The 26,183-nt window shown below is 63.2% G+C and carries 31 protein-coding genes; 10 read left to right on the top strand and 21 right to left on the bottom strand.

All coding sequences use genetic code 11. The features are described 5' to 3' along the window. Positions 1 to 60: 60 nt before the first annotated feature. From SJY10_RS08415 to SJY10_RS08405, 3 genes are read left to right on the top strand one after another with little or no spacing between them, the layout of a single operon-like run. The gene (locus tag SJY10_RS08415) at positions 61 to 996 is read left to right on the top strand and encodes a nucleoside hydrolase (protein WP_386681473.1); all 936 of its coding nucleotides are present in this window, start codon (positions 61 to 63) and stop codon (positions 994 to 996) included. After that, complete coding sequence (locus tag SJY10_RS08410; protein WP_386681470.1) at positions 993 to 1,445, top strand: GNAT family N-acetyltransferase; 453 nt, start codon at positions 993 to 995, stop codon at positions 1,443 to 1,445. Before SJY10_RS08415 ends, SJY10_RS08410 begins: the two co-directional genes overlap by 4 nt. Beyond that, positions 1,442 to 2,854, top strand: coding sequence for a YdiU family protein (locus SJY10_RS08405; protein ID WP_386681467.1), 1,413 nt, complete (start codon positions 1,442 to 1,444; stop codon positions 2,852 to 2,854). Before SJY10_RS08410 ends, SJY10_RS08405 begins: the two co-directional genes overlap by 4 nt. A 139-nt stretch (positions 2,855 to 2,993) precedes the next feature. On the opposite strand, the gene SJY10_RS08400 is transcribed toward SJY10_RS08405, so the two are convergent. After that, positions 2,994 to 3,542, bottom strand: coding sequence for a peptidylprolyl isomerase (locus tag SJY10_RS08400; RefSeq protein WP_386681465.1), 549 nt, complete (start codon positions 3,540 to 3,542; stop codon positions 2,994 to 2,996). Further along, the gene (locus SJY10_RS08395) at positions 3,535 to 4,041 is read right to left on the bottom strand and encodes a peptidylprolyl isomerase (RefSeq protein WP_386681462.1); all 507 of its coding nucleotides are present in this window, start codon (positions 4,039 to 4,041) and stop codon (positions 3,535 to 3,537) included. The genes SJY10_RS08400 and SJY10_RS08395 overlap by 8 nt, the downstream gene beginning before the upstream one ends. Positions 4,042 to 4,169: 128 nt before the next feature. Here SJY10_RS08395 and SJY10_RS08390 point away from each other — a divergent pair, with 128 nt between their 5' ends. The 7 genes from SJY10_RS08390 to SJY10_RS08360 all read left to right on the top strand — a co-directional run bounded on the left by SJY10_RS08390 (position 4,170) and on the right by SJY10_RS08360 (position 11,117). Further along, a complete protein-coding gene (locus SJY10_RS08390; protein ID WP_386681459.1) occupies positions 4,170 to 5,348 on the top strand; it encodes a phosphoglycerate kinase in 1,179 nt (392 codons plus the stop codon). 134 nt (positions 5,349 to 5,482) lie between these two features. Beyond that, positions 5,483 to 6,361: a fructose bisphosphate aldolase gene (locus SJY10_RS08385; protein WP_386684586.1), complete on the top strand. Its 879-nt coding sequence runs from the start codon at positions 5,483 to 5,485 to the stop codon at positions 6,359 to 6,361. Positions 6,362 to 6,479: 118 nt separating this feature from the next. Next, entirely contained in the window at positions 6,480 to 6,779 is a 300-nt protein-coding gene (locus SJY10_RS08380) for a septum formation initiator family protein (RefSeq protein ID WP_386681456.1), read from the top strand. A 129-nt stretch (positions 6,780 to 6,908) separates the two neighbouring features. After that, a complete protein-coding gene (pdhA, locus tag SJY10_RS08375; protein WP_386681453.1) occupies positions 6,909 to 7,934 on the top strand; it encodes a pyruvate dehydrogenase (acetyl-transferring) E1 component subunit alpha in 1,026 nt (341 codons plus the stop codon). 3 nt (positions 7,935 to 7,937) lie between these two features. Beyond that, positions 7,938 to 9,317: a pyruvate dehydrogenase complex E1 component subunit beta gene (locus SJY10_RS08370; RefSeq protein WP_386681451.1), complete on the top strand. Its 1,380-nt coding sequence runs from the start codon at positions 7,938 to 7,940 to the stop codon at positions 9,315 to 9,317. 12 nt (positions 9,318 to 9,329) lie between these two features. Continuing rightward, the gene (locus SJY10_RS08365) at positions 9,330 to 10,685 is read left to right on the top strand and encodes a pyruvate dehydrogenase complex dihydrolipoamide acetyltransferase (RefSeq protein WP_386681448.1); all 1,356 of its coding nucleotides are present in this window, start codon (positions 9,330 to 9,332) and stop codon (positions 10,683 to 10,685) included. Positions 10,686 to 10,781: 96 nt separating this feature from the next. Next, on the top strand, positions 10,782 to 11,117 hold the full coding sequence (locus SJY10_RS08360; protein ID WP_386681446.1) for a carboxymuconolactone decarboxylase family protein: 336 nt from the start codon (positions 10,782 to 10,784) through the stop codon (positions 11,115 to 11,117). On the opposite strand, the gene cysE is transcribed toward SJY10_RS08360, so the two are convergent. The 19 genes from cysE to SJY10_RS08265 form a co-directional block, all read right to left on the bottom strand. Beyond that, complete coding sequence (gene cysE, locus SJY10_RS08355; protein WP_386681443.1) at positions 11,102 to 11,923, bottom strand: serine O-acetyltransferase; 822 nt, start codon at positions 11,921 to 11,923, stop codon at positions 11,102 to 11,104. The genes SJY10_RS08360 and cysE overlap by 16 nt on opposite strands. Next, positions 11,895 to 12,266 carry a hypothetical protein gene (locus SJY10_RS08350; protein ID WP_386681440.1) on the bottom strand — a complete coding sequence of 124 codons (372 nt, stop codon included), beginning with the start codon at positions 12,264 to 12,266 and terminating at the stop codon, positions 11,895 to 11,897. Before SJY10_RS08350 ends, cysE begins: the two co-directional genes overlap by 29 nt. Beyond that, positions 12,266 to 16,177 carry a glycoside hydrolase/phage tail family protein gene (locus tag SJY10_RS08345; RefSeq protein WP_386681437.1) on the bottom strand — a complete coding sequence of 1,304 codons (3,912 nt, stop codon included), beginning with the start codon at positions 16,175 to 16,177 and terminating at the stop codon, positions 12,266 to 12,268. The genes SJY10_RS08350 and SJY10_RS08345 overlap by 1 nt, the downstream gene beginning before the upstream one ends. Positions 16,178 to 16,180: 3 nt before the next feature. Beyond that, complete coding sequence (locus SJY10_RS08340) at positions 16,181 to 16,609, bottom strand: NlpC/P60 family protein (protein ID WP_386681434.1); 429 nt, start codon at positions 16,607 to 16,609, stop codon at positions 16,181 to 16,183. Then, positions 16,606 to 17,487 (bottom strand): DUF2163 domain-containing protein, encoded by an 882-nt coding sequence (locus SJY10_RS08335; protein ID WP_386681431.1) that lies wholly within the window; start codon positions 17,485 to 17,487, stop codon positions 16,606 to 16,608. The genes SJY10_RS08340 and SJY10_RS08335 overlap by 4 nt, the downstream gene beginning before the upstream one ends. Next, the gene (locus tag SJY10_RS08330; protein WP_386681430.1) at positions 17,484 to 18,116 is read right to left on the bottom strand and encodes a TIGR02217 family protein; all 633 of its coding nucleotides are present in this window, start codon (positions 18,114 to 18,116) and stop codon (positions 17,484 to 17,486) included. The genes SJY10_RS08335 and SJY10_RS08330 overlap by 4 nt, the downstream gene beginning before the upstream one ends. A gap of 12 nt (positions 18,117 to 18,128) precedes the next feature. Further along, positions 18,129 to 18,788, bottom strand: coding sequence for a phage tail tape measure protein (locus SJY10_RS08325; protein ID WP_386681428.1), 660 nt, complete (start codon positions 18,786 to 18,788; stop codon positions 18,129 to 18,131). Beyond that, on the bottom strand, positions 18,781 to 18,990 hold the full coding sequence (locus SJY10_RS08320; RefSeq protein ID WP_386681425.1) for a rcc01693 family protein: 210 nt from the start codon (positions 18,988 to 18,990) through the stop codon (positions 18,781 to 18,783). Before SJY10_RS08320 ends, SJY10_RS08325 begins: the two co-directional genes overlap by 8 nt. After that, complete coding sequence (locus tag SJY10_RS08315; RefSeq protein WP_386681422.1) at positions 18,987 to 19,301, bottom strand: gene transfer agent family protein; 315 nt, start codon at positions 19,299 to 19,301, stop codon at positions 18,987 to 18,989. Before SJY10_RS08315 ends, SJY10_RS08320 begins: the two co-directional genes overlap by 4 nt. Further along, a complete protein-coding gene (locus SJY10_RS08310; protein WP_386681419.1) occupies positions 19,302 to 19,718 on the bottom strand; it encodes a phage major tail protein, TP901-1 family in 417 nt (138 codons plus the stop codon). Positions 19,719 to 19,749: 31 nt separating this feature from the next. After that, positions 19,750 to 20,160, bottom strand: a complete 411-nt coding sequence (locus tag SJY10_RS08305) for a DUF3168 domain-containing protein (protein WP_386681416.1) — start codon at positions 20,158 to 20,160, stop codon at positions 19,750 to 19,752. After that, on the bottom strand, positions 20,157 to 20,495 hold the full coding sequence (locus tag SJY10_RS08300) for a head-tail adaptor protein (protein WP_386681413.1): 339 nt from the start codon (positions 20,493 to 20,495) through the stop codon (positions 20,157 to 20,159). Before SJY10_RS08300 ends, SJY10_RS08305 begins: the two co-directional genes overlap by 4 nt. Continuing rightward, positions 20,492 to 21,091 (bottom strand): head-tail connector protein, encoded by a 600-nt coding sequence (locus tag SJY10_RS08295; RefSeq protein WP_386681409.1) that lies wholly within the window; start codon positions 21,089 to 21,091, stop codon positions 20,492 to 20,494. The genes SJY10_RS08300 and SJY10_RS08295 overlap by 4 nt, the downstream gene beginning before the upstream one ends. Before the next feature lie 176 nt (positions 21,092 to 21,267). After that, the gene (locus SJY10_RS08290; RefSeq protein ID WP_386681406.1) at positions 21,268 to 22,452 is read right to left on the bottom strand and encodes a phage major capsid protein; all 1,185 of its coding nucleotides are present in this window, start codon (positions 22,450 to 22,452) and stop codon (positions 21,268 to 21,270) included. Between the two features lie 32 nt (positions 22,453 to 22,484). After that, entirely contained in the window at positions 22,485 to 23,027 is a 543-nt protein-coding gene (locus SJY10_RS08285; RefSeq protein WP_386681404.1) for an HK97 family phage prohead protease, read from the bottom strand. A 21-nt stretch (positions 23,028 to 23,048) separates the two neighbouring features. Next, entirely contained in the window at positions 23,049 to 23,255 is a 207-nt protein-coding gene (locus SJY10_RS08280) for a hypothetical protein (protein ID WP_386681402.1), read from the bottom strand. Then, positions 23,255 to 24,430, bottom strand: a complete 1,176-nt coding sequence (locus tag SJY10_RS08275) for a phage portal protein (RefSeq protein ID WP_386681400.1) — start codon at positions 24,428 to 24,430, stop codon at positions 23,255 to 23,257. The genes SJY10_RS08280 and SJY10_RS08275 overlap by 1 nt, the downstream gene beginning before the upstream one ends. 110 nt (positions 24,431 to 24,540) lie before the next feature. Next, positions 24,541 to 25,884, bottom strand: coding sequence for a DNA-packaging protein (locus SJY10_RS08270; RefSeq protein WP_386681398.1), 1,344 nt, complete (start codon positions 25,882 to 25,884; stop codon positions 24,541 to 24,543). After that, positions 25,778 to 26,158 (bottom strand): hypothetical protein, encoded by a 381-nt coding sequence (locus SJY10_RS08265; RefSeq protein WP_386681396.1) that lies wholly within the window; start codon positions 26,156 to 26,158, stop codon positions 25,778 to 25,780. The genes SJY10_RS08270 and SJY10_RS08265 overlap by 107 nt, the downstream gene beginning before the upstream one ends. Positions 26,159 to 26,183: the final 25 nt, after the last annotated feature.

Raw genomic sequence — 26,183 nt, 5'->3', positions numbered from 1 at the left:
CGGCCCCCTTGCCCCTGCCCGATTGCACCGCCACACTGCGGCAAATCGCAAGGAAACCGCATGGCCCGCAAGATCATTATCGACACCGACCCCGGACAGGACGACGCCGTCGCCATCCTGCTCGCCCTCGCCTCGCCAGAGCTGGAGGTGCTGGGCATCACTGCTGTCGCCGGCAATGTGCCCCTGGCCCTGACACAAAAGAACGCCCGTATCGTGTGCGAACTGGCTGGGCGCAGCGATATCACCGTTTATGCCGGCTGCGACGCGCCATTGCTGCGCAAACTGGTCACGGCAGAGCATGTCCACGGTAAAACCGGGCTCGACGGCCCGCAGATGACCGATCCTGTCATGCCGCTGCAGACGCAGCATGGCGTCGATTACATCATCGACACCCTGCGTAGCGCGCCAAGCGGCACCATCACGCTATGCCCGCTGGGACCGTTGACCAATATCGCGCAGGCTTTTCGCAAAGCGCCCGATATCATCGCACGGGTTCAGGAAATCGTTCTGATGGGCGGCGCCTATTTCGAAGTCGGCAACATCACGCCTGCCGCCGAATTCAACATCTATGTCGATCCAGAGGCGGCCGCCGAAGTCTTTGCCGCTGGTGTGCCGCTGGTTGTCATGCCACTTGATGTGACGCATAAGGCGCTGACAACACAGGCCCGCGTTGACGCGTTCAGCGCGATGGGCACCCGCGTGGGTGACATGGTTGCCGCCTGGACCAACTTTTTCGAACGCTTCGACAAGGAAAAATACGGATCAGAAGGCGCGCCCCTGCATGACCCCTGCGTCATCGCCTATCTGCTGCAACCGGATCTATTCAAAGGCCGCCATATCAATGTGATGGTGGAAACCGGATCGGACCTGACGCTTGGCATGACCGTTGCCGACTGGTGGCGCGTCACGGACCGCGCGCCCAACGCGATGTTCATGGGCGATCTGGACACCGACGGTTTCTTTACCCTGCTGACCGACCGTCTGGCCCGGCTATGAGCACGGCCATCGCCCTTGCTGGCCCCGGCGACGCGGACAAGGTCATGGACCTGATGGCCCGCTATCATGCCGATGCCGGTCTGCCCCATGATGACACGCACCGCGCGCAGGTCACCCGTCCGTTGCTGGACGGATCGCCCCTTGGCGCGGTCTGGCTTATCGGCCCCAAAAGCAGTCCGCTGGGCTATGTCATGGTGACATTCGGCTGGTCGATGGCCCATGGCGGCATGGTTGGCTGGCTGGAGGAATGCTACATCCGCCCCTCGGTGCGCGGACGCGGCATCGGCACCGAAGTCCTGCACGCTGTCGCCGTCAATCTGGGCCGCGCGGGGATGCAGGCGATGCACGCCATCCTGCCCGCTGCCGACCCGGACGCCGCCGCGCGGTTCTGCGCCCGCGCCGGCTTTCGCCCCCTCCGCGATGTGCGCATGATGACGGACCCGCTGTGATCGCCTTCGACAACAGCTTTGCCCGCCTGCTGCCGCAGATGTTTACGCCGCAGGCCCCCATCCCGGTACGCGCGCCGCAGATGCTGGCGGTGAACACTGCTCTGGCCGCGCAGCTGGGGATTGATACGGACTGGCTGGCCAGTGACGACGCCCTGCAGGTCTGGTCGGGCAATGCCGTACCCGCAGGCGCGTTCCCACTAGCCCAGCTTTACGCCGGCCACCAGTTTGGCAACTGGAACCCGCAGCTGGGCGATGGCCGCGCTGTGCTACTGGGCGAGGTCATCTGCACCGATGGCATCCGCCGCGACATCCAGCTCAAAGGCTCTGGCCGCACCCCCTACAGCCGCGGCGGCGATGGCCGCGCATGGCTCGGGCCCGTGCTGCGCGAATATCTGGTGTCAGAGGCGATGGCCGCCATGGGCGTGCCCACGACCCGCGCGCTTGCGGCCGTCGCAACAGGAGAGGACGTGCTGCGCGAAACCGCCCTGCCCGGCGCAATTCTGACCCGCGTGGCCCGCAGCCATATCCGCGTCGGCACCTTTCAGGTGCACGCATCGCGGCAGGACATTCCCGCGCTTCAGGCGCTGACAGATCACGTGATTGCCCGCCACTATCCGGACGCAGACGGTGTTCCTGCCCTGCTTAGCGCCATTGTTGCAGCGCAGGCCGAACTGATTGCCCGCTGGATGGGCCTCGGCTTTATTCATGGCGTGATGAATACCGATAATATGGCCATCAGCGGCGAAACGATCGACTATGGCCCCTGCGCCTTCATGGATGCCTATAATCCGGCGCAGGTCTTCAGCTCGATCGACCGCGGCGGCCGGTATTCTTACGCCAACCAGCCCGGGATCGCGCTGTGGAACCTTGCGCAGCTGGCCACCGCGCTGATCCCGCTCATGCCCGATCCCGATGCCGCGATCGAGGATTTCACAACGCGAATCAACCGCTTTTCCGATATCTATCAAGCGGCCTGGGTGCAGGTCTTCGGGGCCAAGATCGGGCTGGCGGACCCGCAGATTGCCGATGCAGAGCTGATCCAGCAGCTTTTGACCTTGATGGCGCAGGACGGTGCCGATTTCACCAATACCTTTGCCAACTTGGCCGGGCCACAGGCACAGGACCAGTTTACAGACCGCGATGCCTTTGCCGCCTGGGTTGCCGACTGGCAAAAACGCCGCGCGCCGGATCACGCAGAGATTATGGCCCGCGCCAATCCGCAGATTATCCCGCGCAACCATCAGATCGAGGCGGTGATCGCCGCCGCAACCAATGACGACATGGCCCCGTTCCACGCGCTGTTGGCCGTTGTCACACGGCCCTACGACCCGCCAGTAGGCACCCGCGCGCCTTTTGCCAAACCGCCCACTGCGCAGCAGATTGTCACCGCTACGTTCTGCGGGACCTAAGCGGCTCTCTGTTTCAAAAATATTCCCGCCGGAAGCTTCAATTCTCGCCTCCGGCACAAAAGTCCGCGCGACACGGGCCCAAACCACAGCAAAACGGGCCCCGCAGGGCCCGCTTCGGTCGCTAAAAACAACCTAGTGCTTATTCGGTGACGACAACCTTGGTCATCACATCGGGCGTTCCGGTGACAGAGCCGTTCGGGCCGTCGCCCAGCTTGATCTGGTCGACCACATCCATGCCTTCGGTCACCTGACCGACGATGGTGTATTGGCCATCCAGGAACGGGCCGGGTTCGAACATGATAAAGAACTGGCTGTTGGCCGAATCCGGGCTCTGGCTGCGGGCCATGCCGACGACGCCGCGATCAAAGCTCAGCTCGTTGCTGAACTCGGCCTTGATGTCGGGCAATTCGGACCCGCCCATACCGGCGCGGGCGGTGTCGCCATCGGCCTTGCCGAATTCCACATCACCGGTTTGGGCCATGAAGCCTTCGATCACGCGGTGGAAAACGACGCCGTCATAGCCGCCGTCCGCCGCGATCGTCTTGATCTGGGCCACATGCAGCGGTGCGGTGTCTTCGAACAGATCGATGTGGATCGTGCCATTGGCCTGACCTGCGACGGTAATATCCAGACCATCCGCCATAACAGGCGCGGCCAGAATGGTCAGTGCGGCTGCAAGTTTAAACATCTGCAGCCACCTTGACCGAAATCATGCGGTCGGGGTTACGGGGCGGCTCGCCCTTGGCGATGGCGTCGACATGGGCCATGCCTTCGATGACCTGACCGTAAACGGTGTATTGACCGTTCAGGAAATCGTTGTCCTTGAAGTTGATAAAGAACTGGCTGTTGGCCGAATTCGGGTTGGCCGAACGCGCCGCACCAAGCGAGCCGCGGGCGTGGGGCACTTTGGAAAATTCCGCAGGCAGATCGGGCATGTCGGAACCCCCGGTGCCAGCACGGCCGGGGTTGTAGTCTTTTTCCATGTTCGCATGCTGCACGTCGCCGGTCTGCGCCATGAAGCCGTCGATCACGCGGTGGAAAGCCACGTTGTCATAAGCGCCGGCGCGGGCCAGTTCCTTCATGCGGGCAACATGCTGGGGGGCCACGTCGGGCAGCAGCTGAATGACGACATCGCCGTCCTTCAGGGTCATGATGATCGTGTTTTCCGGGTCTTTGATATCGGCCATGAGGGCACCTCTTTGTTGAAAACTTGAGGCAGACATATGGCGGATGCGCCCCGATGCCAAGTCACGCCCGGTTGACGCGGGCGCAACCTTGCCACAGGAATACCGTCAAACAGCGGATGGAGGCCAATATGGCTTGGAAGACCCTTGATGACATGGACCTGAACGGCAAGCGCGTGCTGGTGCGGGTGGATATCAACGTGCCTGTCGCGGATGGCAAGGTCACGGATACCACACGGATCGACCGTATCGTGCCGACGGTAAAGGATATTCTGGCCGCAGGCGGCACGCCGATCCTGCTGGCGCATTTCGACCGGCCCAAGGGTAAGGTCGTGCCTGAAATGTCGCTGGGCCAGATCGTGCCGGCCTTGTCGGCGGCCCTCGGGCAGGACGTCACATTTATCGATGGCAACTACGGCGAGGCGGTGGGCAAACTGGCAGCCGGCGATGTGGCCCTGCTTGAAAACCTGCGTTTCAACCCCGGTGAAGAGGCCAATGACGACGGCTTTGCCAAGCGGTTGGCGACCCTTGGCGACATCTATGTCAACGATGCCTTTTCCGCCGCCCACCGCGCCCACGCCAGCACCGAAGCCCTGGCCCATCTGCTGCCCGCCTGCGCCGGACGCCTGATGGCAGAAGAATTGTCGGCGCTGGACAAGGCGCTTGGCAATCCGGACCGCCCTGTTGTGGCAGTTGTTGGCGGCGCGAAGGTATCGACCAAGCTCGATCTTTTGTCCAATCTGGTTGAAAAGGTCGATGTGCTGGTGATCGGCGGCGGCATGGCGAACACCTTCCTTGCGGCCAGCGGCATCGACGTGGGCAAATCGCTGTGCGAGCACGATCTGGCGCAGACCGCCCGCGATATCGCGGCCAAAGCCGCGGAAAAGGGCTGCGCGATTCTATTGCCCCGCGACGTGGTCGTGGCGCGCGAATTCAAGGCAGGTGCCGCGAATGAAACCGTCAAGACCGAGGATTGCCCGGCAGACGCGATGATTCTGGATGCCGGCCCTGATTCTGTCGCCCATATCGTGCAGGCGCTGGAACGGGCGAAAACGCTGGTTTGGAACGGCCCGCTGGGTGCCTTTGAAATTGAACCCTTTAACGCTGCAACCAATGCCGCTGCCAAAGCGGCAGCTGATCTGACGCGGGACGGCAAGCTGATTTCCGTGGCGGGCGGCGGCGACACGGTCGCAGCCTTGAATGCGGCGGGTGCGGCGGATGATTTCAGCTACGTCAGCACCGCGGGCGGCGCGTTTCTGGAATGGATGGAAGGCAAGACCCTGCCGGGTGTTGCCGCGCTTTCGCACTAAACTTTAGCGTTAGCGCTATCACCGATTAACGTTAGCGCAACCATAATTGTCACTCCCGTGCCCCCTGCCTATGCAAAGGCCGGGGGCGTTTTGCCCAAAGCAATTTTAACGGGAGTGATAGTGTGAACAAGGACATGGCAGCGCAGGTCCGCGCGGGTAACGGATTTATCGCGGCACTGGACCAAAGCGGCGGCTCTACCCCCAAGGCGCTGGCCGCTTATGGCGTAAGCGCGGATGACTTCAGCTCTGACGCGGAAATGTTCGACATGATCCACGCCATGCGCGCCCGGATTGTTGCGGCACCGGCGTTCAATGGCGATCAGGTCGTGGGCGCAATCCTGTTCGAGGATACGATGGACCGCCAGTTCGCGGGCCAGCCTGCGGCAGAGCATCTGTGGAACGTGCAGCGCGTCGTGCCTTTTCTGAAGATCGACAAAGGCTTAGAAGACGAAGCGAATGGCGTTCAGATGATGAAGCCAATGCCGGGTCTGGATGCGCTGCTGGACCGCGCCCATGCGCTTGGTGTGTTCGGCACAAAGGAACGGTCGGTCATTCATGCCGCCAATGCCGCTGGTATTGATGCCATCGTCGCGCAGCAATTCGAGGTCGGCAATCAGGTGCTGGCGCACGACATGATGCCGATCCTTGAACCGGAAGTGACGATCAGCATTACCGACAAGGCCGAGGCGGAACAGATGCTGCTGGAGAGTGTGCTGCGCCATCTGGACACCTTGCCCGATGGCACAGAGATCATGATCAAGCTGACCCTGCCGGAAGTCGCTGGCACCTATCAGCCGCTGGTTGACCACCCCAAAGTCATGCGCGTCGTTGCCCTGTCTGGCGGCTATGATCTTACCGAGGCGACCCGCCGCCTGGCGATCAACCCCGGCATCATCGCCAGTTTCAGCCGCGCGCTGACGCAGGATCTGTCGGCGCAGCAGACGGACGATGAATTCAACGCGGCAATCGCCAAAACCATCGACGTCATTCACGCCGCATCCATCGCAGGCTGAGTCTTGCGGGTCACGGTTGCAATTCTTTTGCAACCGTGACGAAATCGCTGTTTTACCGCACCTTAAGGTGTGCCAGATTATCGCCAATGCGCCCGCCAGAGGCGCGAGCGAGGCACCTATGAACGAGAGCAGCCGCCCCGGTTTGGGCACACTGATTTACTTTCTTCTAACCCTGATGCTGGGGCTGTATTTCACCTTTGCTGCGATTCAGGGCGATTACGGTCTGTTTAAGCGCGCAGAAGTCGACGCAGAGGCGCAGGCCCTGCGCATCGAACTGGCGGCCTTGCAGGTGGAGCTTGACGGTATGGAAAACCTGACCAAGCGTTTGTCGGACGATTTCCTTGATCTGGATCTGCTGGATGAACAGGCCCGCGATGTGCTTGGCATGGTCCGCACCGACGAAATGGTCATCCAGTAAGCGCAACCTTGCCTTGCGACAGGCCGCTTGCATTAATCCGCGTGATCGGATTGCGTTACGTCACTTCAGGCTTTATCATCCCGATTAGTTTAACACTAAACTATCTGTTCTAGCGCAGAGGGAGCGACCATGCCGCCGAAGAAACAGGACACCAGCACGACCGATCACGGGGCCAATGTCTCGGCCGAGGAGTTGCTGGGCCACTACCGCGAAATGCTGATGATCCGCCGGTTTGAAGAAAAGGCGGGCCAGCTTTATGGCATGGGCCTGATCGGCGGTTTCTGCCACCTTTACATCGGACAAGAAGCGGTCGTCGTCGGCCTGGAGGCTGCAGCCTCGGAAGGCGACAAGCGCGTCACATCCTACCGCGACCACGGCCACATGCTGGCCTGCGGCATGGACCCCAAGGGGATCATGGCCGAACTGACGGGCCGCGAGGGCGGCTTTTCAAAGGGTAAGGGCGGGAGCATGCACATGTTCTCGAAGGAAAAGCATTTCTATGGCGGCCACGGTATCGTGGCAGCGCAGGTGCCGCTGGGCGCCGGTCTGGCATTCGCCGACAAATACCTTGGCAACGACCGCGTGACCTTTGCCTATTTCGGCGACGGTGCGGCGAACCAAGGCCAGGTCTATGAGACCTACAACATGGCAGAGCTTTGGGATCTGCCGGTGATCTTTGTGATCGAAAACAACCAGTATGCGATGGGCACCTCTGTCCAGCGGTCCACCAAGTCGCCGTCCCTGTGGGAACGCGGCGCGGCCTACGGCATCCCCGGCGAAGAAGTCGACGGCATGGACGTTCTGGCGGTCAAGGCTGCGGGCGAAAAGGCTGTTGCGCACTGCCGCGCTGGCAAGGGTCCGTATATCCTAGAGGTCAAGACATACCGCTACCGCGGCCATTCCATGTCCGACCCTGCAAAATACCGGACCCGCGAAGAAGTGCAAAAGATGCGCGACGAGCGTGACCCGATCGAACAGGTTCGCGATCTGCTGCTGACCGGCAAGCACGCCACCGAAGATGACCTGAAGGCCATCGACAAGGACATCAAAGCCATCGTCAACGAGGCTGCCGAATTCTCGAAAGAGAGCCCGGAGCCGGCGCTGGAAGAGCTTTGGACCGACATCTACGCAACCGAAGTCCCGCAGGAGGCCTGAGCCATGGCAACTGAAATTCTGATGCCCGCCCTGTCCCCCACGATGGAGGAAGGCACGCTGGCGAAATGGCTGGTCAAGGAGGGTGACAAGGTCTCCTCTGGTGACATTTTGGCCGAAATCGAAACCGACAAGGCCACGATGGAATTCGAGGCTGTCGACGAAGGCGTGATCGGCAAGATTGTCGTGACCGAAGGCACCGAAGGTGTGAAGGTCAACGATGTGATCGCTGTGCTGCTGGAAGACGGCGAGTCGATGGACGATGCAAAAACCGATGCCCCCAAGGCTGCGGCCCCTGCCCCTGCCGACAAGGAACAGTCGTCGGAAACCGCACCTGCGGCCGCCATGTCCCACCCGGCCCCCAAGCAGCCCGATGCCAGCCCCGACTGGCCCGAAGGCACGGAAGTGAAATCCACGACCGTACGCGAAGCCCTGCGCGACGCCATGGCCGAGGAAATGCGCCGCGACGACACCGTGTTCCTGATGGGCGAGGAAGTCGGCGAATACCAAGGTGCCTACAAGATTAGCCAGGGTCTGCTGGACGAATTCGGTGCCAAGCGCGTCATCGACACTCCGATCACCGAACACGGCTTTGCCGGTATCGCGGTCGGTGCATCCTTTGGCGGTCTGCGTCCCATCGTGGAATTCATGACCTTCAACTTCGCCATGCAGGCGATGGACCAGATCATCAACTCTGCCGCCAAGACGCTGTATATGTCCGGCGGCCAGATGGGTGCGCCCATGGTGTTCCGTGGCCCCAACGGTGCGGCGGCCCGCGTGGGTGCGCAGCACAGCCAGGATTATGCAGCCTGGTTCATGCAGATCCCCGGCCTGAAGGTTTGCATGCCTTATTCGGCAGCGGACGCGAAGGGTCTGATGAAGTCTGCGATCCGCGACCCGAACCCTGTCATCTTCCTTGAAAATGAAATCCTGTATGGTCGCAGCTTTGATGTGCCTGTCATGGATGATTTCACGATTCCATTCGGCAAGGCCAAGATTGAACGCGCCGGCGATGACGTGACCATCGTATCCTTTGGCATCGGCATGACCTACGCGCTGCAAGCTGCGGAAAAGCTGGCAGAAGAAGGCATCAACGCCGAAGTCATCAACCTGCGCACGCTGCGCCCGATGGACACGGAAACGATCCTTGCCTCGGTGAAAAAGACCAACCGCTGCGTGACCGTCGAAGAAGGCTGGCCGCAGGGCAGCGTCGGTGGCTACATCAGCGGCGTCATCATGCAAGAAGCGTTCGACTATCTGGACGCGCCGGTCATCACCTGCACCGGCAAGGATGTGCCGATGCCCTATGCGGCCAATCTTGAAAAGCATGCGCTGCTGACCACGGACGAAGTGGTCGAAGCGGTCAAAAAAGTCACCTACCGGTAAGGAGCCAGAGCGATGCCGACAGAAATTCTGATGCCCGCCCTGTCCCCCACCATGGAGGAAGGCACGCTGGCAAAGTGGCTGGTCAAAGAGGGCGACACCGTGTCGTCTGGCGACCTGCTGGCCGAGATTGAAACCGACAAGGCCACGATGGAATTCGAGGCTGTGGACGAAGGCGTGATCGGCAAGATCATGGTCGCCGAAGGCACCGAAGGCGTGAAGGTCAACGACGTGATCGCCGTTCTGCTGATGGACGGCGAAAGCGCTGACGACATCGGTGCGCCGTCAGCGCCAAAGGCAGAAGCGTCGTCCAACGCCGCCCCCGCCGACGCGCCAAAAGCGGAAGAGCCTGCCAAGGGCTATGGCCGCGACGGCGATGCCGCCCAGGGTGAAAAGGGTCAGGCTGATAAGGCCCCCGCCCGCAAGGACGGCGAGCGCGTGTTTGCGTCGCCTTTGGCGCGGCGCATTGCGGCGGACAAGGGGCTTGATCTGTCCGGCATCCAAGGCTCCGGCCCCAAGGGCCGGATCGTGAAGGCTGACGTCGAAAACGCGACAGCCCAGCCCAAGGCGGCAGCCTCTGCAGCACCGGCGGCCAAGGCCGATGCGCCTGCGGCAGCCAAGGGTGCGGCGATGGCCTCTGGCCCGTCGACCGAGCAAGTCATCAAGATGTATGACGGCCGCCCCTATGAAGAGGTCAAGCTGGACGGGATGCGCAAAACGATTGCAGCCCGCCTGACCGAGGCCAAGCAATCCGTGCCGCACTTCTATCTGCGCCGCGACATTGTGCTGGACGATCTGATGAAATTCCGCGCCCAGCTAAACACGCAGCTGGAAGGCCGCGGCGTCAAGCTGTCGGTTAACGATTTCATCATCAAGGCCTGCGCGCTGGCCCTGCAACAGGTGCCAGAGGCAAATGCCGTCTGGGCCGGTGATCGCACACTGAAGTTCACCAAATCCGATGTCGCGGTGGCTGTCGCCATCGAGGGCGGGCTGTTCACCCCGGTGCTGAAAGACGCCGAGATGAAGTCGCTTTCAGCCCTGTCGTCCGAGATGAAGGACCTGGCCACCCGTGCCCGCGACCGCAAGCTTGCGCCGCATGAATATCAGGGTGGCAGCTTTGCGATTTCCAACCTTGGCATGTTCGGCATCGACAACTTTGACGCCATCATCAACCCGCCGCACTCTGCAATTCTTGCAGTTGGCGCTGGCGTCAAAAAGCCGATTGTCGGCAAGGATGGTGAATTGGCCGTCGGAACCGTGATGTCCGTCACCCTGTCCGTTGACCACCGCGTCATTGACGGTGCTCTGGGGGCGAACTTGCTGAATGCGATCAAGGATAACCTTGAAAACCCGATGACGATGCTAGCCTAAAGCCTGCGTTTGCCGGGCGTTGATTTGGATCAACGCCCTGTGCGTCACATCATGCGAAACGGGCTTGTGTAGCGATACAGGAGCCCGTTTTTGTATATGAACTGGAAAGATCATCTGGCCGGGGCATCGGCCAACCTAAGCAAATTCCGCAAGACCTCCCCTGAAACCGCAAAAGGGTTTGGTGCGCTGTCACAAGCCGCGCTTGCGCCGGGGCATGTCGATCTGCGCCACAAAGAACTGATGTGCATCGCGATCGGCATCGCAAAGCAATGCGACGATTGCATCGGTTTTCACGTCAAAGCAGCCATTGCCGCAGGCGTGACGCGCGAAGAGATTGCAGAGACGATTTCAGTGGCCATGTATATGGGCGGCGGGCCGTCGTTTATGTACGGAGCCCGCGCGCTGGAGGCATTCGATCAGATGAGCGTCTGACCTTCCTCGGCCAGGATATGGTTCATCGACAGGGCGGGCTGTGCGCAGCCTGCCTCGCCCACGATCTTGGCCGGGACACCGGCGACGGTTTTCATCGGCGGCACATCATGCAGCACGACAGAACCTGCCGCGATCCGGCTGCAATGGCCGATCGTGATATTGCCCAGCACTTTGGCCCCCGCGCCGATCAGGACGCCGTTGCCGATGGTGGGGTGACGCTTTTCTTCGCCTTTGCCGGTGCCGCCCAGTGTGACGGAATGCAGCATGGAAACATTGTCACCAATGACGGCAGTTTCACCGACAACGATGGAATGGGCGTGGTCGATCATGATGCCTTTGCCAATGGTCGCGGCGGGGTGGATATCGACCCCGAACACTTCGGATACGCGCATCTGCACGAAATAGGCCAGATCGAACTGACCGTCTTTCCACAACCAATTGCTAAGCCGGAACGCCTGAAGCGCCTGATATCCTTTGAAAAACAGCAGTGGCTGCATCAGCCGGTGGCAGGCAGGATCACGGTCCAGTGTTGCGACCAGATCAGCGCGGGCATCCTGCACCAGGGCGGGCGTCTGAACAAAGGCGTCATCAGCGATATCGCGGATGTTCTGGGCCGACATTTCGGAGGATTCGAGTTTCATGGCAATGCGATAGGCCAGCGCATCGGCAAAACCTGCATGTTGCAGCAAACCGGCATGCAACATTGATCCCATGCTGGGCGATGCGGCCACGGCGCTGCGCGCCTCTTCCGCGATCTTTTCCCAGACCGGATCAATGCTATGAAGTTTCGCCTGGGTATAGGCCATTACGCTGTTTCCTCGCCATTCGTTGGGTAGGATATAGCGCGGGGCGACAGAAATCAAAGGGGCCGTTTTCTGACAATGCCGTCAATATGCATTGCAAGGCTTTGACATAGGCCGCGTCACAGCGCTGCGGGGACGCAATGTCGCGTCCCGCCACCCCAAGGGCGGCCGCGGCCAAGGTGCCGTCGCCCCAGACCGGATGCCGCCGCGCCAGACGCTTGCGATACCGGTCCGCCAGCCGCGCCCCGCTCACAAGGCTGGCTGCCCGTTCCGGCCATTCGGCAGCTGGCCGCGCCAGTATGGCGCGGGCCGCGATATCCAGATCGGTCAGATGCACAGGGCGCATCAGGCGACCGTGACCTTGGTAAATGGGCCGGTGCCATAGCGCACGGACAGTTGCGCCACCGCCACGACATAGCCGCCGGACACACCGTCCGCGGCCTGCATCGCATCGGTATAGGTCCAGACGGGCACGTCGACGCTGACCTCTCGGCGGACCGCATCGCCCTGACGCACCTGTAGGATATAGGTCTGTGTTTCTTCACCCAATGGAACGTCGCCGCGCCCCCACACATCGCCGTCGATCCGGGTTTGTCTGATCCAGATAAAGCGCAGATCTGCGCCGCTGCGCGCTGCGCGCAGATGCACAACCGGATAGGGGCGCAGGCCATTGCCTTTGATCGTCTCGACGACGTGGCGATAACTGCGATCCGTGACAGGCCGTTTTAGCGGGCCATAGCGAAAGTGACGCTCCCGCCCTCGTGCAGCGGTGGGAATCGTAATCTGTGCGGGGCGGCCATCCAGAATGACGACGCGCGACCCTGCCGGCCAGACGTCGGGCATCATCGCGCTGGTCCCGCGCTGGCCGCGCAGCAATTCCGTCAGCTGATAGGTCAGGTTGCCCGTCAGCTGGGCCTGCGCAAATTGCACGATTTCCCAGTTGTCCGCGCCGCCGTCCCCGATGGCCAGCACGTTTGCCCCCGCCAGAACCGCCTCTGGATCGACTGCCTTTAGCGCGCCGCTGACCAGTTTGACGGTCAGCACCTGGCGATCCCACAGCCCCGTGCGCCCGCGTGGCAGCGGCGCTTGCAGCGTGCCGATCACACTGCGATTTCGCAAAACGTCCTGCAAAATGTAATCACTGTCCTGCGCCGCCGCGTAAAGTGTGACTCCCCCCGCCCAAGGGTTCGATGTCGCCGCAAAATAAGGCGCGTGCTCGCTTTCATCGCCGCGGATCAAGGGCAGGTCCATAAACAATCCCGCCACCGGCGTCGGCGCGGTATAGGACGACAGACGCGCGCCCTCCTCCAGCCGCTGTTGAGGGGCGTAGATCTCGGGATCAACGCGCGTGGCATCGACCAGCCGCAAGCCTGCCTCCTCGATCCGGTCAATCCGGTAGAGGCCAGAGGCCGCGCCGTCGTCCAGATCGATCACATCCCCCGCCCCAAGGTCGCCCTGCGACGGTGGCAGCGCCAGCGTCAGGCCATCGCGGGCGACGGCGGCTTCGTTGATCCAGCGGGTCGCGATCCGCGCCCCCTCGCCCCGGGTCAGGCCCAGCGCGAATTCGCTGCGGGTCACGCCGCTGGTGGCATGGTTTGGATGGATCGCCTCGGCCACGGCGACCTCGTAGTCGCCCTCTGGGTCGACATAACCGATCTGCACGCGGCCTTCGACTTCGGCCTGCGGCTGGCGCGTGATCACCACGTCAGAGGCGTGTTCAGGGTCCTGCGCCAGATCGTCCCGCGTTAGCCTGCGCAGGGGCAGACCGTCGCGATTGGTAAAGACCAGCGCGCCGCCGCGTTCCGCGACCTCAATGCCATAGGCCAGCAGTAAAGGCTGCAACTGCGCCCGGGCAGTGCTGATGTTGTCGACGACATAACCGCGCACCACGCCGTATAGGCGCGACACATCAACCGCCGTCACCCCGGCGTTTGCGCAAATCTCGGCTACGACACCGGCAAGGGTGCGCGAGACCGCCCGCCCGTTCAGCCAATGCCCGCGCATGTAATTGTCGCCATCCGACCACAGCGCCGCATTGCCTGGAAAGAACGGATAAGGCCGCGCGTCCCAGCACCAGACATGCGCCCGCGCCATATCCAGCATCGGCCCGTCATAGGTGGCAGAGCGGGATCGCGGGTTCGCCCCCGGCGCGGCAAAGTGGCGATAGATCGCCCGCAGATACTGCATCTGCATAAAGTCATCCCGGCTGCCGTTGGAATAGAACGGCAGCAGACTCTCCGAGGACTTGGGGTCCAGAAACTTGTTCGGCTGGTTGGTGCCCTTGTCGATGGCGGCGCAGCCGAATTCGGTGAACCAGAACGGCTTGCTTTCCGGCACCCATGCGGTTTTCGCCGCCAGGCGCTGGCCGCCGATGCGGTTATGGTGATCATTCTGCCACCATCCCGTCAAGTCCTTGTAACGCCAGACCCACGGCTCACCGTCGCCGTCCGTAATCGGCGTGCGGATTTGGGCATCGCGGGCCTCTGGCGAATGATAGAACCAGTCATAGCCTTCGCCCCCGGCCACGTTCCCCTTCAGATAATCAAGGTTATAGATCGCGCCAAAGCCTGCATCGGCATGATCCGTGCCATCGCGCCAGTCGGAAAGTGGCATGTAATTATCAATGCCGATGAAATCGATATTTTCGTCCGCCCAGAGCGGATCAAGATGAAAATACTTATCCGCGGTCCCGCTAGGCTGATAGCCGTGATATTCCGACCAATCCGCAGCATAGCTGATCTGGCAATCCGGCCCCAGAATGGCACGCACCTCGCCTGCCAACTGCCGCAGCGCTGTCACCGCAGGAAAGCTGTCGCCCGCCCCGCGGATTTGCGTCAGGGCCACCATCTCTGACCCGATACAGAACGCCCCTACACCGCCCGCCGCCTTACACAGGTTGGCGTAGTGCAGGATGAAACGGCGATAGCGCCATTCGGGCGGGCCGCTATAGCGCACCGCGCCGTCTACAATGCTGAAATCACCGGGCTGCGCGGTCCCCATAAAGGCATCGACCTGCGCCTGCGCCGCTGCGCTGCGATCAGGCGATCCGGCCTGCCCCGGTGCCAGCGACAGCGTCACCCTGCCTCGCCACGGTAGCGCCGGCTGGCCAGTATCCCCCGTCCAGGGGTTCGGCAGTGTATTACCTGCCATCTGCTCCATCAAAATGAACGGATAGAACATCGGCGCGAAGCCTTTGTCTTTCAGCGCGCGAATACTCTCGATCACCGACGCATCCGACGGCGTACCACCATAAACGGGCCGATCCCCCTGACGCGGCACCAGCCCCGCCTGCCCGCGCGATGTATCCGCCACGCACCACGGCATCGTGTCGCCGTCCACCTCTTGCTGCTCCACCAGCGGCCTGACGTCGCAATCGGCGCAGCGCAGGTCATTGCCAAACCACGACACAACCAGACTGACAGAACCGCAGCGCGGCAGCTCTTCTGACAGCGCAGTGATCGACGTGGCGAAATCCGTCTCTCCGCTGGGCGAGTTCACGTTGATCGCGACCTGCTCGCCGTAGGCTGCCGACAGGTTCACTTGCGTGGTGGCAAGCGCATACTCTCCAGTCCCCGGGATCAATGCCACGCCGCGTACGGCGCGGGCGATATCGTCTTGATCCTGCGGCGCGGAGCCTTCTGCCGGACGCATGACTTCGAAGGTGAACTGCGGCACGCGGTTGCCGAACTGGCCCAGCGCAAGGTCTTCGAACACGACATAGGCCGTGCCGCGATAAGCGGGGGCATAGGCGGCCCCCTCGACCGCCGCGATCTTGGGATCAGGCGCTTGGTCCTGCGCCCCGGTATAGACCCGCATATTGAGCGCGAGCGGCGACACCTCCTCTCCATCCGCCCAGATACGGCCGACGCGCGCGATCTCTCCCTCGCACAATGCCACTGCAAGGCTGACTGTGTAGCTATAGGTCGTCGTCGCAGGCTGCGCCCCCGCGCCTTTGCCGCCCCCTGTGGTCTCGGCGCTTTCGGCAAAACGGCTGGCCCAGATCACATGGCCGCCCAGCCGCATCCGCCCGTGCAGACGCGCAATCGCGCCGCCCTCGCCGGTGCCAGTTAAACGAAAGCGATCCACGCGGCCGACCTCGACCGCTTCGCTGCCTGCACCAAGGATCCGCTGGTCGATCACCCGGCCCAGCACCGCCCCCGCCGCGCGACCCACCGTCGCCATTGACAGCCCCATGACAGAGCCCCCAAGCGATCCGCCCAGCGCCATGCCTGCAGCCGAAAGAACCAGCGTTGCCATGTGTTATCCTTCCTGAAATTCGAAACGTGCCACGATCCGCCGCACCCAAGGGGCCGGCAGCGGGCTCTCCACCACGCCGTGGCGGGTGTATGCGTGGATAAAGGCAGGCGCGGCCCCCGCAGAGGACACGATGCCCAGATGCTTGGCCACAGCGCCTTGCCGCATGCGAAACAGCAGCACCTGCCCCGGAGCCAGCTTATCGGCCTGTGCGGGCCGCAAATGCCGCCGGGCGGCGTGCAGCAGCACTTCCTCGCCCTGCGGCTCTGCCCAATCCAGCGTGTAGTGCGGCAGCCGCTCTGGCTCTGCCCCATACAGGTGCCGCCAGACACCGCGGATCAGCCCCAGACAATCGCACCCCGCCTGAAAGCTAGAGGCTTGGTGCACATAGGGCGTGCCGATCCAGCGCCGGGCCTCGGCCACAACGGCGCTCATCGCCAAAGGCTCCCGCCGTCGCCGGTATCATCGCTACGCGGCACGCTCATCAGCCAGTCGTCGGTCGGCATGTCCGGAAAGCCGCGAAAGTTCACAAGATTTTCGAATTTTGCGCGGCAGGTGTCCGCCCGGCGGTCACACCCGGCGACCAGCCGCACTGTATCGCCCACAGCGACATCCGCCCGCAGCGCCTGCCACAAGACGATCTCGCGCTGGCTCCCCTTGATCCGGTCCACCTTGATGCCGGCCTTCAGTCCCTTGGCAGCCCCGGTCAGCACCTCGAAATGCCCCTGCTCGAACCAACGGTCGGTATATCCTGCGCTTGCGAACACAAAGCTGCGCTGATCGGTCAGCGACTGCACCCCCAGCGTCACGGCAAAGGCGGCGTCCTGCGTATTCACCCCGCAAGCCGCATCCCCCAACACTACGTCGCAAGTGCGCAAATATGTGCGCCCCGTGGGCTGGTTCAGCAGATCGGTCAGCCCGCGCAATTCCACCTGAAACTGCCCTGCGTGATGGGTAATCTCGCCCACCTGCCCGCGAAACCGCAATTGCCGTGCGTTCACGTCATCCCAGCGCACCAGCCAGTTGCGCACCTCGGCCCCGTCATAGCGGCCTGCGCGAATGTCTTCTGCCGTAATGACGTCCGCCTGCAGCAACCCCACCGCCTCGGAATTGTCCACCGCAAGGCCAGAGCTTGCCGCGAGTGCCCGCGCGCTAAGCCCGCTGTCCGCCAGAAAGGTGATCCCGTCAAAGGCCAAAGGCCGGTCATGATCAGTAAAGCCAAAGGTCACGCCGTCATTGCGGGTGATCGACCAGCACTGGCAAACGTGGGTCGCGCCGGTGCCCAAATGGGAAAACAGCCCTGCCGCGCTCATACCCGCACCTCGACCACCGGCACGCTAGGCGCTTGCCCCGCCTGAAAGCTGGACACAGATGTTTCGATCCGGTCGGTGTCGAACCGCACCGGCACATCGAACTCAAAGCCCGCCGTCACCTCTGCGCCCGCATCCGGCGCATCGGCAAAGGTCACCAGCCCCGTTGCGGTATCCACGGTAAAGTCGATGCCCTCTTGCACCTCGTCCCCACCGACCGCGATCCGCACCGTACCGGCGACAGGTTTGGCAATCGGGCGGGCATAGGTCTGCTCTCCGCTTACGTAATGCTTTACCAGCTGGATCACGCGTGTGACATCGTCCCCCACCGCAATCAGCTGATCACCAAAGGCAGGCGACCTAGACGGGGCGCAGGATTTGTAGTCGCCCCAGTCCTTCCAGCGAAAGCCGTGCAACTGCCCCTCGCGCGCCTCAAAGAACGCGGTCATCTGGGCGATATCGTCCAGAGACCGCAGCCCCACCCCCGCATCAAAGCGGCGGCGCGAATGAGCCCAGGGCGTGTTGCGCTCCTCGTAGCCGTTGGCCAGCGTCACAATTTCGGTGCGCCGCTCTGGCCCGCCGGTCGCGCCAAAGCTCAGGTTCGCCGGAAAGCGTATGTCGTGAAATGCCATTATCCTGTTCCCCTACCGGTTCCGCTGCCCGCGCCCCAGCACACGCCCCATCTGGGCGGCGATCTGGGCTTGGCTGCGTTGAAAACTTTGCGCATCCGGTGTGGTGACATGCATGGTAACGTTCACACTGGAACCGCCCCCGCCGCGCACCCCAAGCCGGCCATCCGCGCCGCGCGCCAGCGGCATGATCGCCTCTGGCCCCGCTTCGCCCATCAGCCCGGTGCCGCCGCGCATCCCGAATGTCACGGGGCTACTGACCACGCCCCCCTTGGCAAAGGGCATCACCCGCCCTTGGGCAAAGGGCGCGCCAGCGGCAAAAGGCATCACACCCGACACAGCGGCATTGATCCCGTCTGACAGCAAACTGCCGGCCTGCTTCATCACCGGATTGATCGCAGCCGCATAGGCCGTGTCGATCATGGATTTCGCTACACCGCTCAGCGTGTCCGACAAGGACTTGCCGTCAAAGATCAAACCGTCAAACGCCCGCCGGAGCCCGCCTGCAAAACCGCGTTCCAGATTGCCCAGATCCCGCGTCGTCTCTCCTAGGCTGACCTGCATATCCCGCAGCGTCGCATCAAAGGCCGCCGCCATCCCTGCCGTGTCGCCCAGCGTGCGTTCCAGCGCCGCGGTATTTGCATCCAGCCCGTCTAACTGATCAAGTTCATTCATCGTCACGCTCCTTTCGCGGTGCATCCGGAAACGCCCGCAGCAATGCGTCAAAACCACTGCGCCCCAGTGGGCGCAGATCCACCCGCTGCCCCAGCATCAGCGCCAGCTCTGCCGGGGTCAGACGCCAGAACTGGTCCGGCGTCAGCCGCAAGCCGTGCAGGCCCGCCTGCATTAGCCCGGCCCAATCCAGCCCCGCGCTCATGAGGGGGGCGTAAAGGCGCGCGCCAGCAGCTCTGCCGCCACACGCGCCGCCCCCACCGGCCCGCCTGCCAAATCCGCGCTTAGCAAATCCGTCGCCGTGCCGCGCCAGCCGCCGCCGCGCAAACCCGCGACCAACAGCGCCATCACGTCGGCCCCGCGATAGCGCCCCGCCTCGAACCGCTCGACCAGATCGACCAGCGATTCAGCCGCCAGCGCGGCCTCCAGCTCTGCCAGCGCGCCTAATGTTAGCTTGGCGACATGGGGCACACCGTCGATGGTGACGCTGACCTCTCCTGCAAGGGGGTTCACCATTTACAGCGCGGCGACAAAGCTGATCCGGCCCGCGCTGGTCAGCGACATCTCGTAAGTCGCCTCGCCATCAAAGGTGCCTGCGTATTCGATTGACGTGATCTGGAACGCCCCCTCGATCGTGCCAAAGGACGGGATGATCACCTGAAACTTCGGCGTCTCGCCGTCAAAGAACACCTGACGCATCCGCTCGTCCGTCTCGGCATCGCGAAAAATACCAGAGCCCGAGATGCTTGCCGTTTTCACCCCCGCGCCGGCCAGCAATTCACGCCAGCCGCCCGCACTTTCCAGGCTCGTCACATCCACGCTTTCGGCGTTAAAACTGATCCGCGCCGCCCGCAGGCCTGCCGCGCTTTCGAACAGGCCGTCGCCGGTCATGTCCACTTTGACCAACAGGTCCTTGCCACTTTGTGCTGCCATGTCGTTGCTCCTTGAATAATTGCGTTGGGCGTCAGTCGTCCGACACGCGCGCCCGGAAAATCAGATCAATGCGGCGGGTATCCCCCGTGCCCACCCGTGCCGCTGCGGCCTTGTGAAAGCGAAAGCCGACGACACGCCCCCGGCCCAGCGTCAGCGGCGCGGCTAAAAGCGCATCACAAACCGCAGCCGCCGCACCCTTGGCCGCGGCAAAGCCCGACCGGTCCGTCACCACCGACACCGTAAATTCGTGCACCGCACCCGCGCCGGTCCCGTCAGAGGCATCGGTCACCTTCTCGGTGCCCAGCGCCACATAAAGGGTCGGCACGTCCCCCGGCGGCAGCGCGTCAAAGACCGCCGTGCCCACCAGATCGCCCAGCGCCGCATCCGCCGTCAGCCGGGCAAAGACCGCCGTCTGCAGCGCCAAAGACATCGCATAGCTCATTGCGCCACCTCCTCTGCCGCATGGCAGACCAGATACCGCGCGCGGCTGTCCTGCTCTGTCACCGCCAAAATCGCATAAACGCGGCTGCCTTCGCGAAACCGTTGCCCGGCGCTGGGCCGCGCATCGGACCCTACTTGCGCCGCGCGCACCGTGATTTTCAGCGGCACCCGGCTTATCTGCAGTGCATTTTCGCCCCGCGCGGACCCGTTGCCTGACTTGATCTCGGCCCACAGCGTGCCAAGCGGCTGCCAGCTTGTGTCATAACCGCCCGCCCCGTCCGGGCTGCGCTCGGCTGATTCAAGCACCAGCTTGCGGTTCAGGATCGGCAGGCTCATGTCCGCCCCCCCGTGAACAGACGCACCGTGCGATAGCGCTCGATCAGGCCCGTCACGGTGAACGGCATGCTGGCACCATGCAGCGCCCCATCGCTGCGATATTCATAGAAATGCGCCGCCAGCAGCATGACCGCCTGCGCCAGATCGGCCGGCAGATCGGACCATTCTGGCCCATAGCCGGCCAGCAAGGTCACATCCACACGGCCACCGCGCGGCACACTCGGCAACGTCGCCCCCACCGCGATCAGCGCAGGCCGCTGCATATCCGGCTCCAGCGTATAGCGGTGCGGTGCAACTGGCACCGCAGTGCCATTGCGGTCGATCTGCGTCACAGACCCGACCGCACTGACCGGAGCCAGCGGCAACGGCTGGCGGTCGACACTGCGCCAGGCGGTCACGCTCCAGCGAAACTCGCGCTCCAGCAAAACCTTGCCCGTCCGCGCCTCGATCGACGCCAGCGCCGCGCGCAAGAACGTCTCCAGCACCTCGTCCTGCATCCCGTCATCGGCAAAGCCCGATCCCAGTCGCAGATGGTCCTTCAACCCCGCCACCGGAAGCGCAGCGGCGGGCGCGCTGCTTAATTCGACTAACATCATGGAAATTCTCCGCAAATCTGGTGGCATCTGGGTCAGGCCGTGGGTCCGGGTGCGCTGCCACCCCGCATTGCTTGACGGAAGTAAGCAGCTGGACAACGCAGGGGTGTTCCTCCTGCACAGCGCACCCGGCGTCTGCGCTGCGGCTGCCTCCCCAGGCCCGCAGCGCAGATCCTCGGTCAGGCGACCGCGAACTTCAGCAGCTTGATCGCCGCAAAGTCGCTAACGGCACCGCCAACGCGCTTGGTGGCATAGAACAGCACATGCGGCTTGGCACTGAACGGATCACGCAGCACGCGCAGATCGGGGCGTTCGGCCACGGTGTAGCCTGCATTAAAGTCGCCAAAGGCAATCGGTGTGGTGCCATCACCCGCGTCGGGCATGTCTTCGGCAATCAGCACGGGATAGCCCAGCAAACGCGCAGGTTCCCCCGATGCCAGACCATCGGACCACAGGAAACGGCCATCTGCATCCTTCAACTTGCGCACCGATCCCGCAGTGCGCGAATTCATAACGAATACCGCCCCCGCGCGGTATTCAGCGCCTAAAGCATAGACCAGATCGATCATTGCATCGGTCTCGCCCAGCTCTCCGTTTACGCCTGTCGGCACATAGCCGATGTTGCCCCAGGTCCAGACGTCGTTATCCACGCTGGGATACGACAGAATACCCTTGGGCTTATCCACCCCGTCACCGTTCACAAAAGCAGCCGCTTCAGAACGGGCAAACTTGTCCGCGATGCGCTGCGCCAGCCAGCCTTCAATATCAAAGGCGCTGTCATCCAGCAGACGCTGGCTTGCCTTGGGCAGCGCCGACAGCTCGTGCAGCGGGATGGTGATGCGGTCGATGACGGGGGTGTCAGTCTCGTCCTGCGATGCGGTCTCGGTCGCCCAGCCCGCACCCATTTCGGTGTGATCCACCAGCACATCATAAGACGTCGCATCCACATTCACGACATTGGCAATCGCGCGGATGCTGGCCGTCGTGGACAACGTCGATTTGATCGTGTCCGACGTCTGCGGGTCCACCAGATAACCGCCATCGCCGGATACCGCCGTCGACATGCCTTTGCCTTCCAGCGCTAAAGTGCGCAGACCGTCATCTTCGCCAGAGCGCAGATAAGCGGCAAAGGCTTTCTGGTGCGGTGCCTCGACCTCTGCACCCATGGCGAGCGCGGGGCGGTTCATCATCATCGTCTTGCGATCCAGCTTGTTCATTCGGTCATCCTGTTTTTGCAAAGCGGCGGAAATGCCGGTGGAAAAATCTTTGAATTCGGCCACAAAACCGCTGATCGCGGTCCGCAGCTCCTCGGCCGGAGAAGACAAGGCTCCCCCGGTCCGAGACTCTGTCTCGGGTGTCGTCATCATCATCCTCTCGAGGGTTAGTTTGGCTGCGATCAGCCTTGACGCAGCGCCGCCGCGGCATCGGTAAACACCGCCGCCAAATCACGCAGCGCAGCACCGCCCGGGTCTTCGGCCTTGGCCGCAACCCGTGCATCGGGAAGCATGGGAAAGGTCACCAGCGATACCTCCCACAGCTCCAGTTCTGACAAAAGGCGGCCGCCCTTGTCGTCCTTTGTGGCCCGCAACGTGCGATAGCCGATGGACAGCCCGTCAATCGCCCCCGCTGCCACCAGCGCCGCCGCCTCGCGGCCTTTGGCCACATCGGTCAGGATACGCCCCTTGACCCACAGACCGCGCGCGTCCTCGCGCACCTCGTCCCAGACACCGATCGGCTGGGCCGGGTCATGCTGCCACAACATGCGCACGCTGCGCCCCTTGGCCTTCAGCTGCGCCAGCGATGCGGCATAGGCCCCCTTGACCACCCGGTCGCCGCCTTGGTCGCGCTGATCGAACAGCGACGCATAGCCCGCAATTTCGGTCCCGTCCGTGACCTGCAACACCGTCTCCGGCGCGCAAAACTTATGCTCTAGCGTCATTCTCCATCCCTCCTATCCCTCTTACACCCGCGCCAGATGGCGCAGGATTTCCAGCACCAGCAGGCCGCTTGCCCCGCAGGCAAGGCCCCAGACCTGCCATTCCAGCCGCCGCAGCAATCGCTCGATCCCCGACAGGCGTGCACCGATCTGCGCTTGCCATGGGTCTTCCCCCCGCACCGGCCCGTCGCCGCGCGGCGTGACCGTCAGCTTGACGATCTTCTCGCGCATCACTCGACCTCCTGCACGGGCAGCCCCAGCAACCGCCGCTTTTCCGCATCGCTTAAAAAACTGGCCTCGGACACCCGCCGCCACTGGCTGTCACGCTCTCCTGACAGCGCCGCGATCTGGTCAAGGTCGGGGCGGATATCCAGCCGCTCACCGCTGAAATCCGACAGCCAGTCTGCAATCGCGCTCGTCACCCGTGTCGCCAGCGGCAGCACGGTCAGGCGGTAAAACGCCCGGTTCGCCTCTTGGTAGTTGGCATAGGTTGCATCCCCCGGGATCCCCAGCAGCATCGGCGGCACACCAAAGGCAATCGCAATCTCGCGGGCGGCGGCCTCTTTGGTTTTCTGAAACTCCATGTCAGAGGGCGAAAAGCCCATCGGCTTCCAATCAAGGCCCCCTTCCAGCAACATCGGCCGCCCCGCATTGCGCGCGCCCTGATGCTGGCTTTCCATCTCGTCCACCAGACGGGTGTATTGATCGTGGCTCAACTGGCTCTGCCCATCCGCCCCGCGATAGATGATCGCGCCGGACGGCCGCGCTGCATTGTCCAGCAGCGCCTTTGACCAGGCGCTTGCGGCGTTGTGCACATCCACCGCATTGGCCGCCGCCTGCATCGGGCTGAACCCGTAATGGTCGTCCTGCGGATGAAAGCTTTTGATATGGCACACGGGGCTGACATCCCCCGCCACATCGAAGCGCGCCTTGCGCCCGCCGACCGTATATTCATAGGCCGCAGGCCAGCCATCCGCGCCGGGGATCACCCGCATCCGGTCCGACCGCAGCACATGCATCTCAACCGGCAAACCGCCCGCGCCGACCCCTTCAAGATAGGCACTGCCGCTCAACAGCAGCTGTGCGTAAACCGCCTCCAGCAGCTCTGCCGTGCCCTGCGCGCCATTCGGCCGCGCCAGCAGATCTTGCACCGGATGCGCGTCATAGCGTTGAACCCGGTCCTGCACGACCAGCGGCACCGCCGCCGCCGCCTCTGCGATCAATTTCACCGCGCGAAACCCCACAGGGTTCGTCAGGAACCCGGACCGGACAAGGGTGCCCGTATCCCGCGCGCCCCATGCCGCACGGCCATGGCTGGCAATCGCCACCAAAGGACCCGCGGCAGAGGCTTTGACCTCCGGCACCGCCTCCGCGCGCCCAGCCCCCTTGCCGAAGAATTCAAACATCGCCGTCTCCTTAGTCCCGCCGCACGTCAATCGATAACCATTCTTCTGACATGCAAATCTGAACGATCCCCGCCCCCACCGCCCGTGCGGCAAAGGCGGGGCGCAACGCCCTACAGGCTGCGCATACGCGGCGCATGCCAGCCTTGCGCCGGGCCGATCATCAGCTCGTGCAGCGCCCAGACCAGCGCATCCACCCGGTCAGGCGACCCGGACCCCGCAAAGCCGCCCGTCGTCATCAGACACATCTGATCTTCCAGCGTGGACAGACCCCGCAGATGCGCCACGCGGCCCTGCTCGTACAGCGCCGCCACCGGCTCAGCCCGCGCCACCTTGCCCTTGCTCGCCGTCACCTTGCGATAGGGCACCAGCGGGTCGACCTGCCGCACGATGGCCTCGACCATATCGCCCCCCTGATTGACCTCGGCCACCAACCGGTCCGCATTGTGCCGCCGCAAGGCCGCCACCGCCGCCCGCGCCCATTCCAGCGGGGATGCCGCCTGCACCGTCGCATCTTCCAGCACATAGGCTTTCCAGTTCTGCGGCGGCCCCTTTGTCACCGCCCCCGCCACCACAATCCCGCAGGCGTCCGATCCTTTGTGCCCCGTCGTCGGCGGGTCCACCGCCACGATGATCCGGTCCAGGTCAGGCGCTACCGTCACCAAGGCCGCCTCCAGCGCCGCAGTTGACCACAGCGCCCCCGGCGCATCCGACAGCAGCACCCCGTCCAGTTCCTGCCGCCCCTGCCACGTCCCGGCAAAACGCCGCTGCACTTCCTCCAGAAACCCCGGCGCAAGGTTCGCGGCATTGGCAAAGGTCGTCGCGTGGGTCTGCACCGTACTGCTCCGCTCCAGCATATCGCGCAGCACCGGCACATTGCGCGGTGTTGTCGTGATGCAGGCCCGCGGATCACGCCCCAGCCGCAAGCAAAACTCCACCATGTCCCAGGTCGCCTGCCCCTGCTTCCACTTAGCCAACTCGTCCGCCCAGACCGCATCAAACTGCGGCCCGCGCAGCGCCTCTGGATCAAACGCCGAATAAAGGAACGCCACAGCCCCGTTGGGCCATTGCAACATCTTGCGCCCCGCAATCCATTCAGGCCGCCGGTCCTTAGGCGCGCAGGCCATGATGCCACTGTCCCCGAACACCATCACCTCGCGCGCCTGATCATAGGTCTCGCCAATGATCCCCACACGCCGCGCCCGCCCCTTTGCGCGCGGCACCGGCCCTTCGACCATCGACCGCACCCATTCCGCGCCTGCCCGCGTCTTGCCTGCACCCCGCCCGCCAAGGATCACCCAGGATCGCCAGTCCCCTGGCGGCGGCAGCTGATGCGGCATCGCCCAGAATTCAAACAGATGCGGCAGGGCCCGCAGGTCCCGCTCGCTCAGCCCGGCTAAAAACGCCGCCCTCTGTCCCGGCGGCGCGGATGCGATCAAGTCTGCGCCCGATGTCATCGCGGATCGCATCAAAGTCGATGTCAGCGTCGTCCGTACCCTGCCCGAATTTCTCAATGAACTGTTCCTCGGCTTTCAAAAGGTGAACATGGGTGGCCTGCAATTCGGCCAGCTTGGCGGCATGCGCCTTGGACGGCAGCGCGCTTTGGCCGCCGATCTGATCCAGCTGTTCAAGAAATGTCGCCTTCAGCGCGGCATAAAACCCCGCAAGCTCGCGCACCCGCGCAAGCGCCTCTGCCCGCCCGAACGGCGCGGCATCATCCGGTTCTGTCATGTAAATCAAACCTGCCCGAAAGCTT

The sequence above is a fragment of the Loktanella sp. R86503 genome, assembly GCF_042466455.1.
In the GTDB taxonomy this organism is placed as follows: Bacteria; Pseudomonadota; Alphaproteobacteria; order Rhodobacterales; family Rhodobacteraceae; genus Loktanella.
The sequence above is the reverse complement of the archived record's forward strand: the minus strand, read 5'-3'. Positions and strand labels throughout refer to the sequence as shown.

Excerpts from the sequence above, each read along its gene's own strand:
- SJY10_RS08415 (WP_386681473.1), top strand. The coding sequence starts at position 61 with ATGGCCCGCAAGATCATTATCGACACCGACCCCGGACAGGACGACGCC.
- SJY10_RS08410 (WP_386681470.1), top strand. The coding sequence starts at position 993 with ATGAGCACGGCCATCGCCCTTGCTGGCCCCGGCGACGCGGACAAGGTC.
- SJY10_RS08400 (WP_386681465.1), bottom strand. The coding sequence starts at position 3,542 with ATGTTTAAACTTGCAGCCGCACTGACCATTCTGGCCGCGCCTGTTATG.
- SJY10_RS08395 (WP_386681462.1), bottom strand. The coding sequence starts at position 4,041 with ATGGCCGATATCAAAGACCCGGAAAACACGATCATCATGACCCTGAAG.
- SJY10_RS08390 (WP_386681459.1), top strand. The coding sequence starts at position 4,170 with ATGGCTTGGAAGACCCTTGATGACATGGACCTGAACGGCAAGCGCGTG.
- SJY10_RS08385 (WP_386684586.1), top strand. The coding sequence starts at position 5,483 with ATGGCAGCGCAGGTCCGCGCGGGTAACGGATTTATCGCGGCACTGGAC.
- SJY10_RS08380 (WP_386681456.1), top strand. The coding sequence starts at position 6,480 with ATGAACGAGAGCAGCCGCCCCGGTTTGGGCACACTGATTTACTTTCTT.
- pdhA (WP_386681453.1), top strand. The coding sequence starts at position 6,909 with ATGCCGCCGAAGAAACAGGACACCAGCACGACCGATCACGGGGCCAAT.
- SJY10_RS08370 (WP_386681451.1), top strand. The coding sequence starts at position 7,938 with ATGGCAACTGAAATTCTGATGCCCGCCCTGTCCCCCACGATGGAGGAA.
- SJY10_RS08365 (WP_386681448.1), top strand. The coding sequence starts at position 9,330 with ATGCCGACAGAAATTCTGATGCCCGCCCTGTCCCCCACCATGGAGGAA.
- SJY10_RS08360 (WP_386681446.1), top strand. The coding sequence starts at position 10,782 with ATGAACTGGAAAGATCATCTGGCCGGGGCATCGGCCAACCTAAGCAAA.
- cysE (WP_386681443.1), bottom strand. The coding sequence starts at position 11,923 with ATGGCCTATACCCAGGCGAAACTTCATAGCATTGATCCGGTCTGGGAA.
- SJY10_RS08350 (WP_386681440.1), bottom strand. The coding sequence starts at position 12,266 with ATGCGCCCTGTGCATCTGACCGATCTGGATATCGCGGCCCGCGCCATA.
- SJY10_RS08345 (WP_386681437.1), bottom strand. The coding sequence starts at position 16,177 with ATGGCAACGCTGGTTCTTTCGGCTGCAGGCATGGCGCTGGGCGGATCG.
- SJY10_RS08340 (WP_386681434.1), bottom strand. The coding sequence starts at position 16,609 with ATGAGCGCCGTTGTGGCCGAGGCCCGGCGCTGGATCGGCACGCCCTAT.
- SJY10_RS08335 (WP_386681431.1), bottom strand. The coding sequence starts at position 17,487 with ATGAGCGCGGCAGGGCTGTTTTCCCATTTGGGCACCGGCGCGACCCAC.
- SJY10_RS08330 (WP_386681430.1), bottom strand. The coding sequence starts at position 18,116 with ATGGCATTTCACGACATACGCTTTCCGGCGAACCTGAGCTTTGGCGCG.
- SJY10_RS08325 (WP_386681428.1), bottom strand. The coding sequence starts at position 18,788 with ATGAATGAACTTGATCAGTTAGACGGGCTGGATGCAAATACCGCGGCG.
- SJY10_RS08320 (WP_386681425.1), bottom strand. The coding sequence starts at position 18,990 with ATGAGCGCGGGGCTGGATTGGGCCGGGCTAATGCAGGCGGGCCTGCAC.
- SJY10_RS08315 (WP_386681422.1), bottom strand. The coding sequence starts at position 19,301 with ATGGTGAACCCCCTTGCAGGAGAGGTCAGCGTCACCATCGACGGTGTG.
- SJY10_RS08310 (WP_386681419.1), bottom strand. The coding sequence starts at position 19,718 with ATGGCAGCACAAAGTGGCAAGGACCTGTTGGTCAAAGTGGACATGACC.
- SJY10_RS08305 (WP_386681416.1), bottom strand. The coding sequence starts at position 20,160 with ATGAGCTATGCGATGTCTTTGGCGCTGCAGACGGCGGTCTTTGCCCGG.
- SJY10_RS08300 (WP_386681413.1), bottom strand. The coding sequence starts at position 20,495 with ATGAGCCTGCCGATCCTGAACCGCAAGCTGGTGCTTGAATCAGCCGAG.
- SJY10_RS08295 (WP_386681409.1), bottom strand. The coding sequence starts at position 21,091 with ATGATGTTAGTCGAATTAAGCAGCGCGCCCGCCGCTGCGCTTCCGGTG.
- SJY10_RS08290 (WP_386681406.1), bottom strand. The coding sequence starts at position 22,452 with ATGACGACACCCGAGACAGAGTCTCGGACCGGGGGAGCCTTGTCTTCT.
- SJY10_RS08285 (WP_386681404.1), bottom strand. The coding sequence starts at position 23,027 with ATGACGCTAGAGCATAAGTTTTGCGCGCCGGAGACGGTGTTGCAGGTC.
- SJY10_RS08280 (WP_386681402.1), bottom strand. The coding sequence starts at position 23,255 with ATGCGCGAGAAGATCGTCAAGCTGACGGTCACGCCGCGCGGCGACGGG.
- SJY10_RS08275 (WP_386681400.1), bottom strand. The coding sequence starts at position 24,430 with ATGTTTGAATTCTTCGGCAAGGGGGCTGGGCGCGCGGAGGCGGTGCCG.
- SJY10_RS08270 (WP_386681398.1), bottom strand. The coding sequence starts at position 25,884 with ATGACATCGGGCGCAGACTTGATCGCATCCGCGCCGCCGGGACAGAGG.
- SJY10_RS08265 (WP_386681396.1), bottom strand. The coding sequence starts at position 26,158 with ATGACAGAACCGGATGATGCCGCGCCGTTCGGGCGGGCAGAGGCGCTT.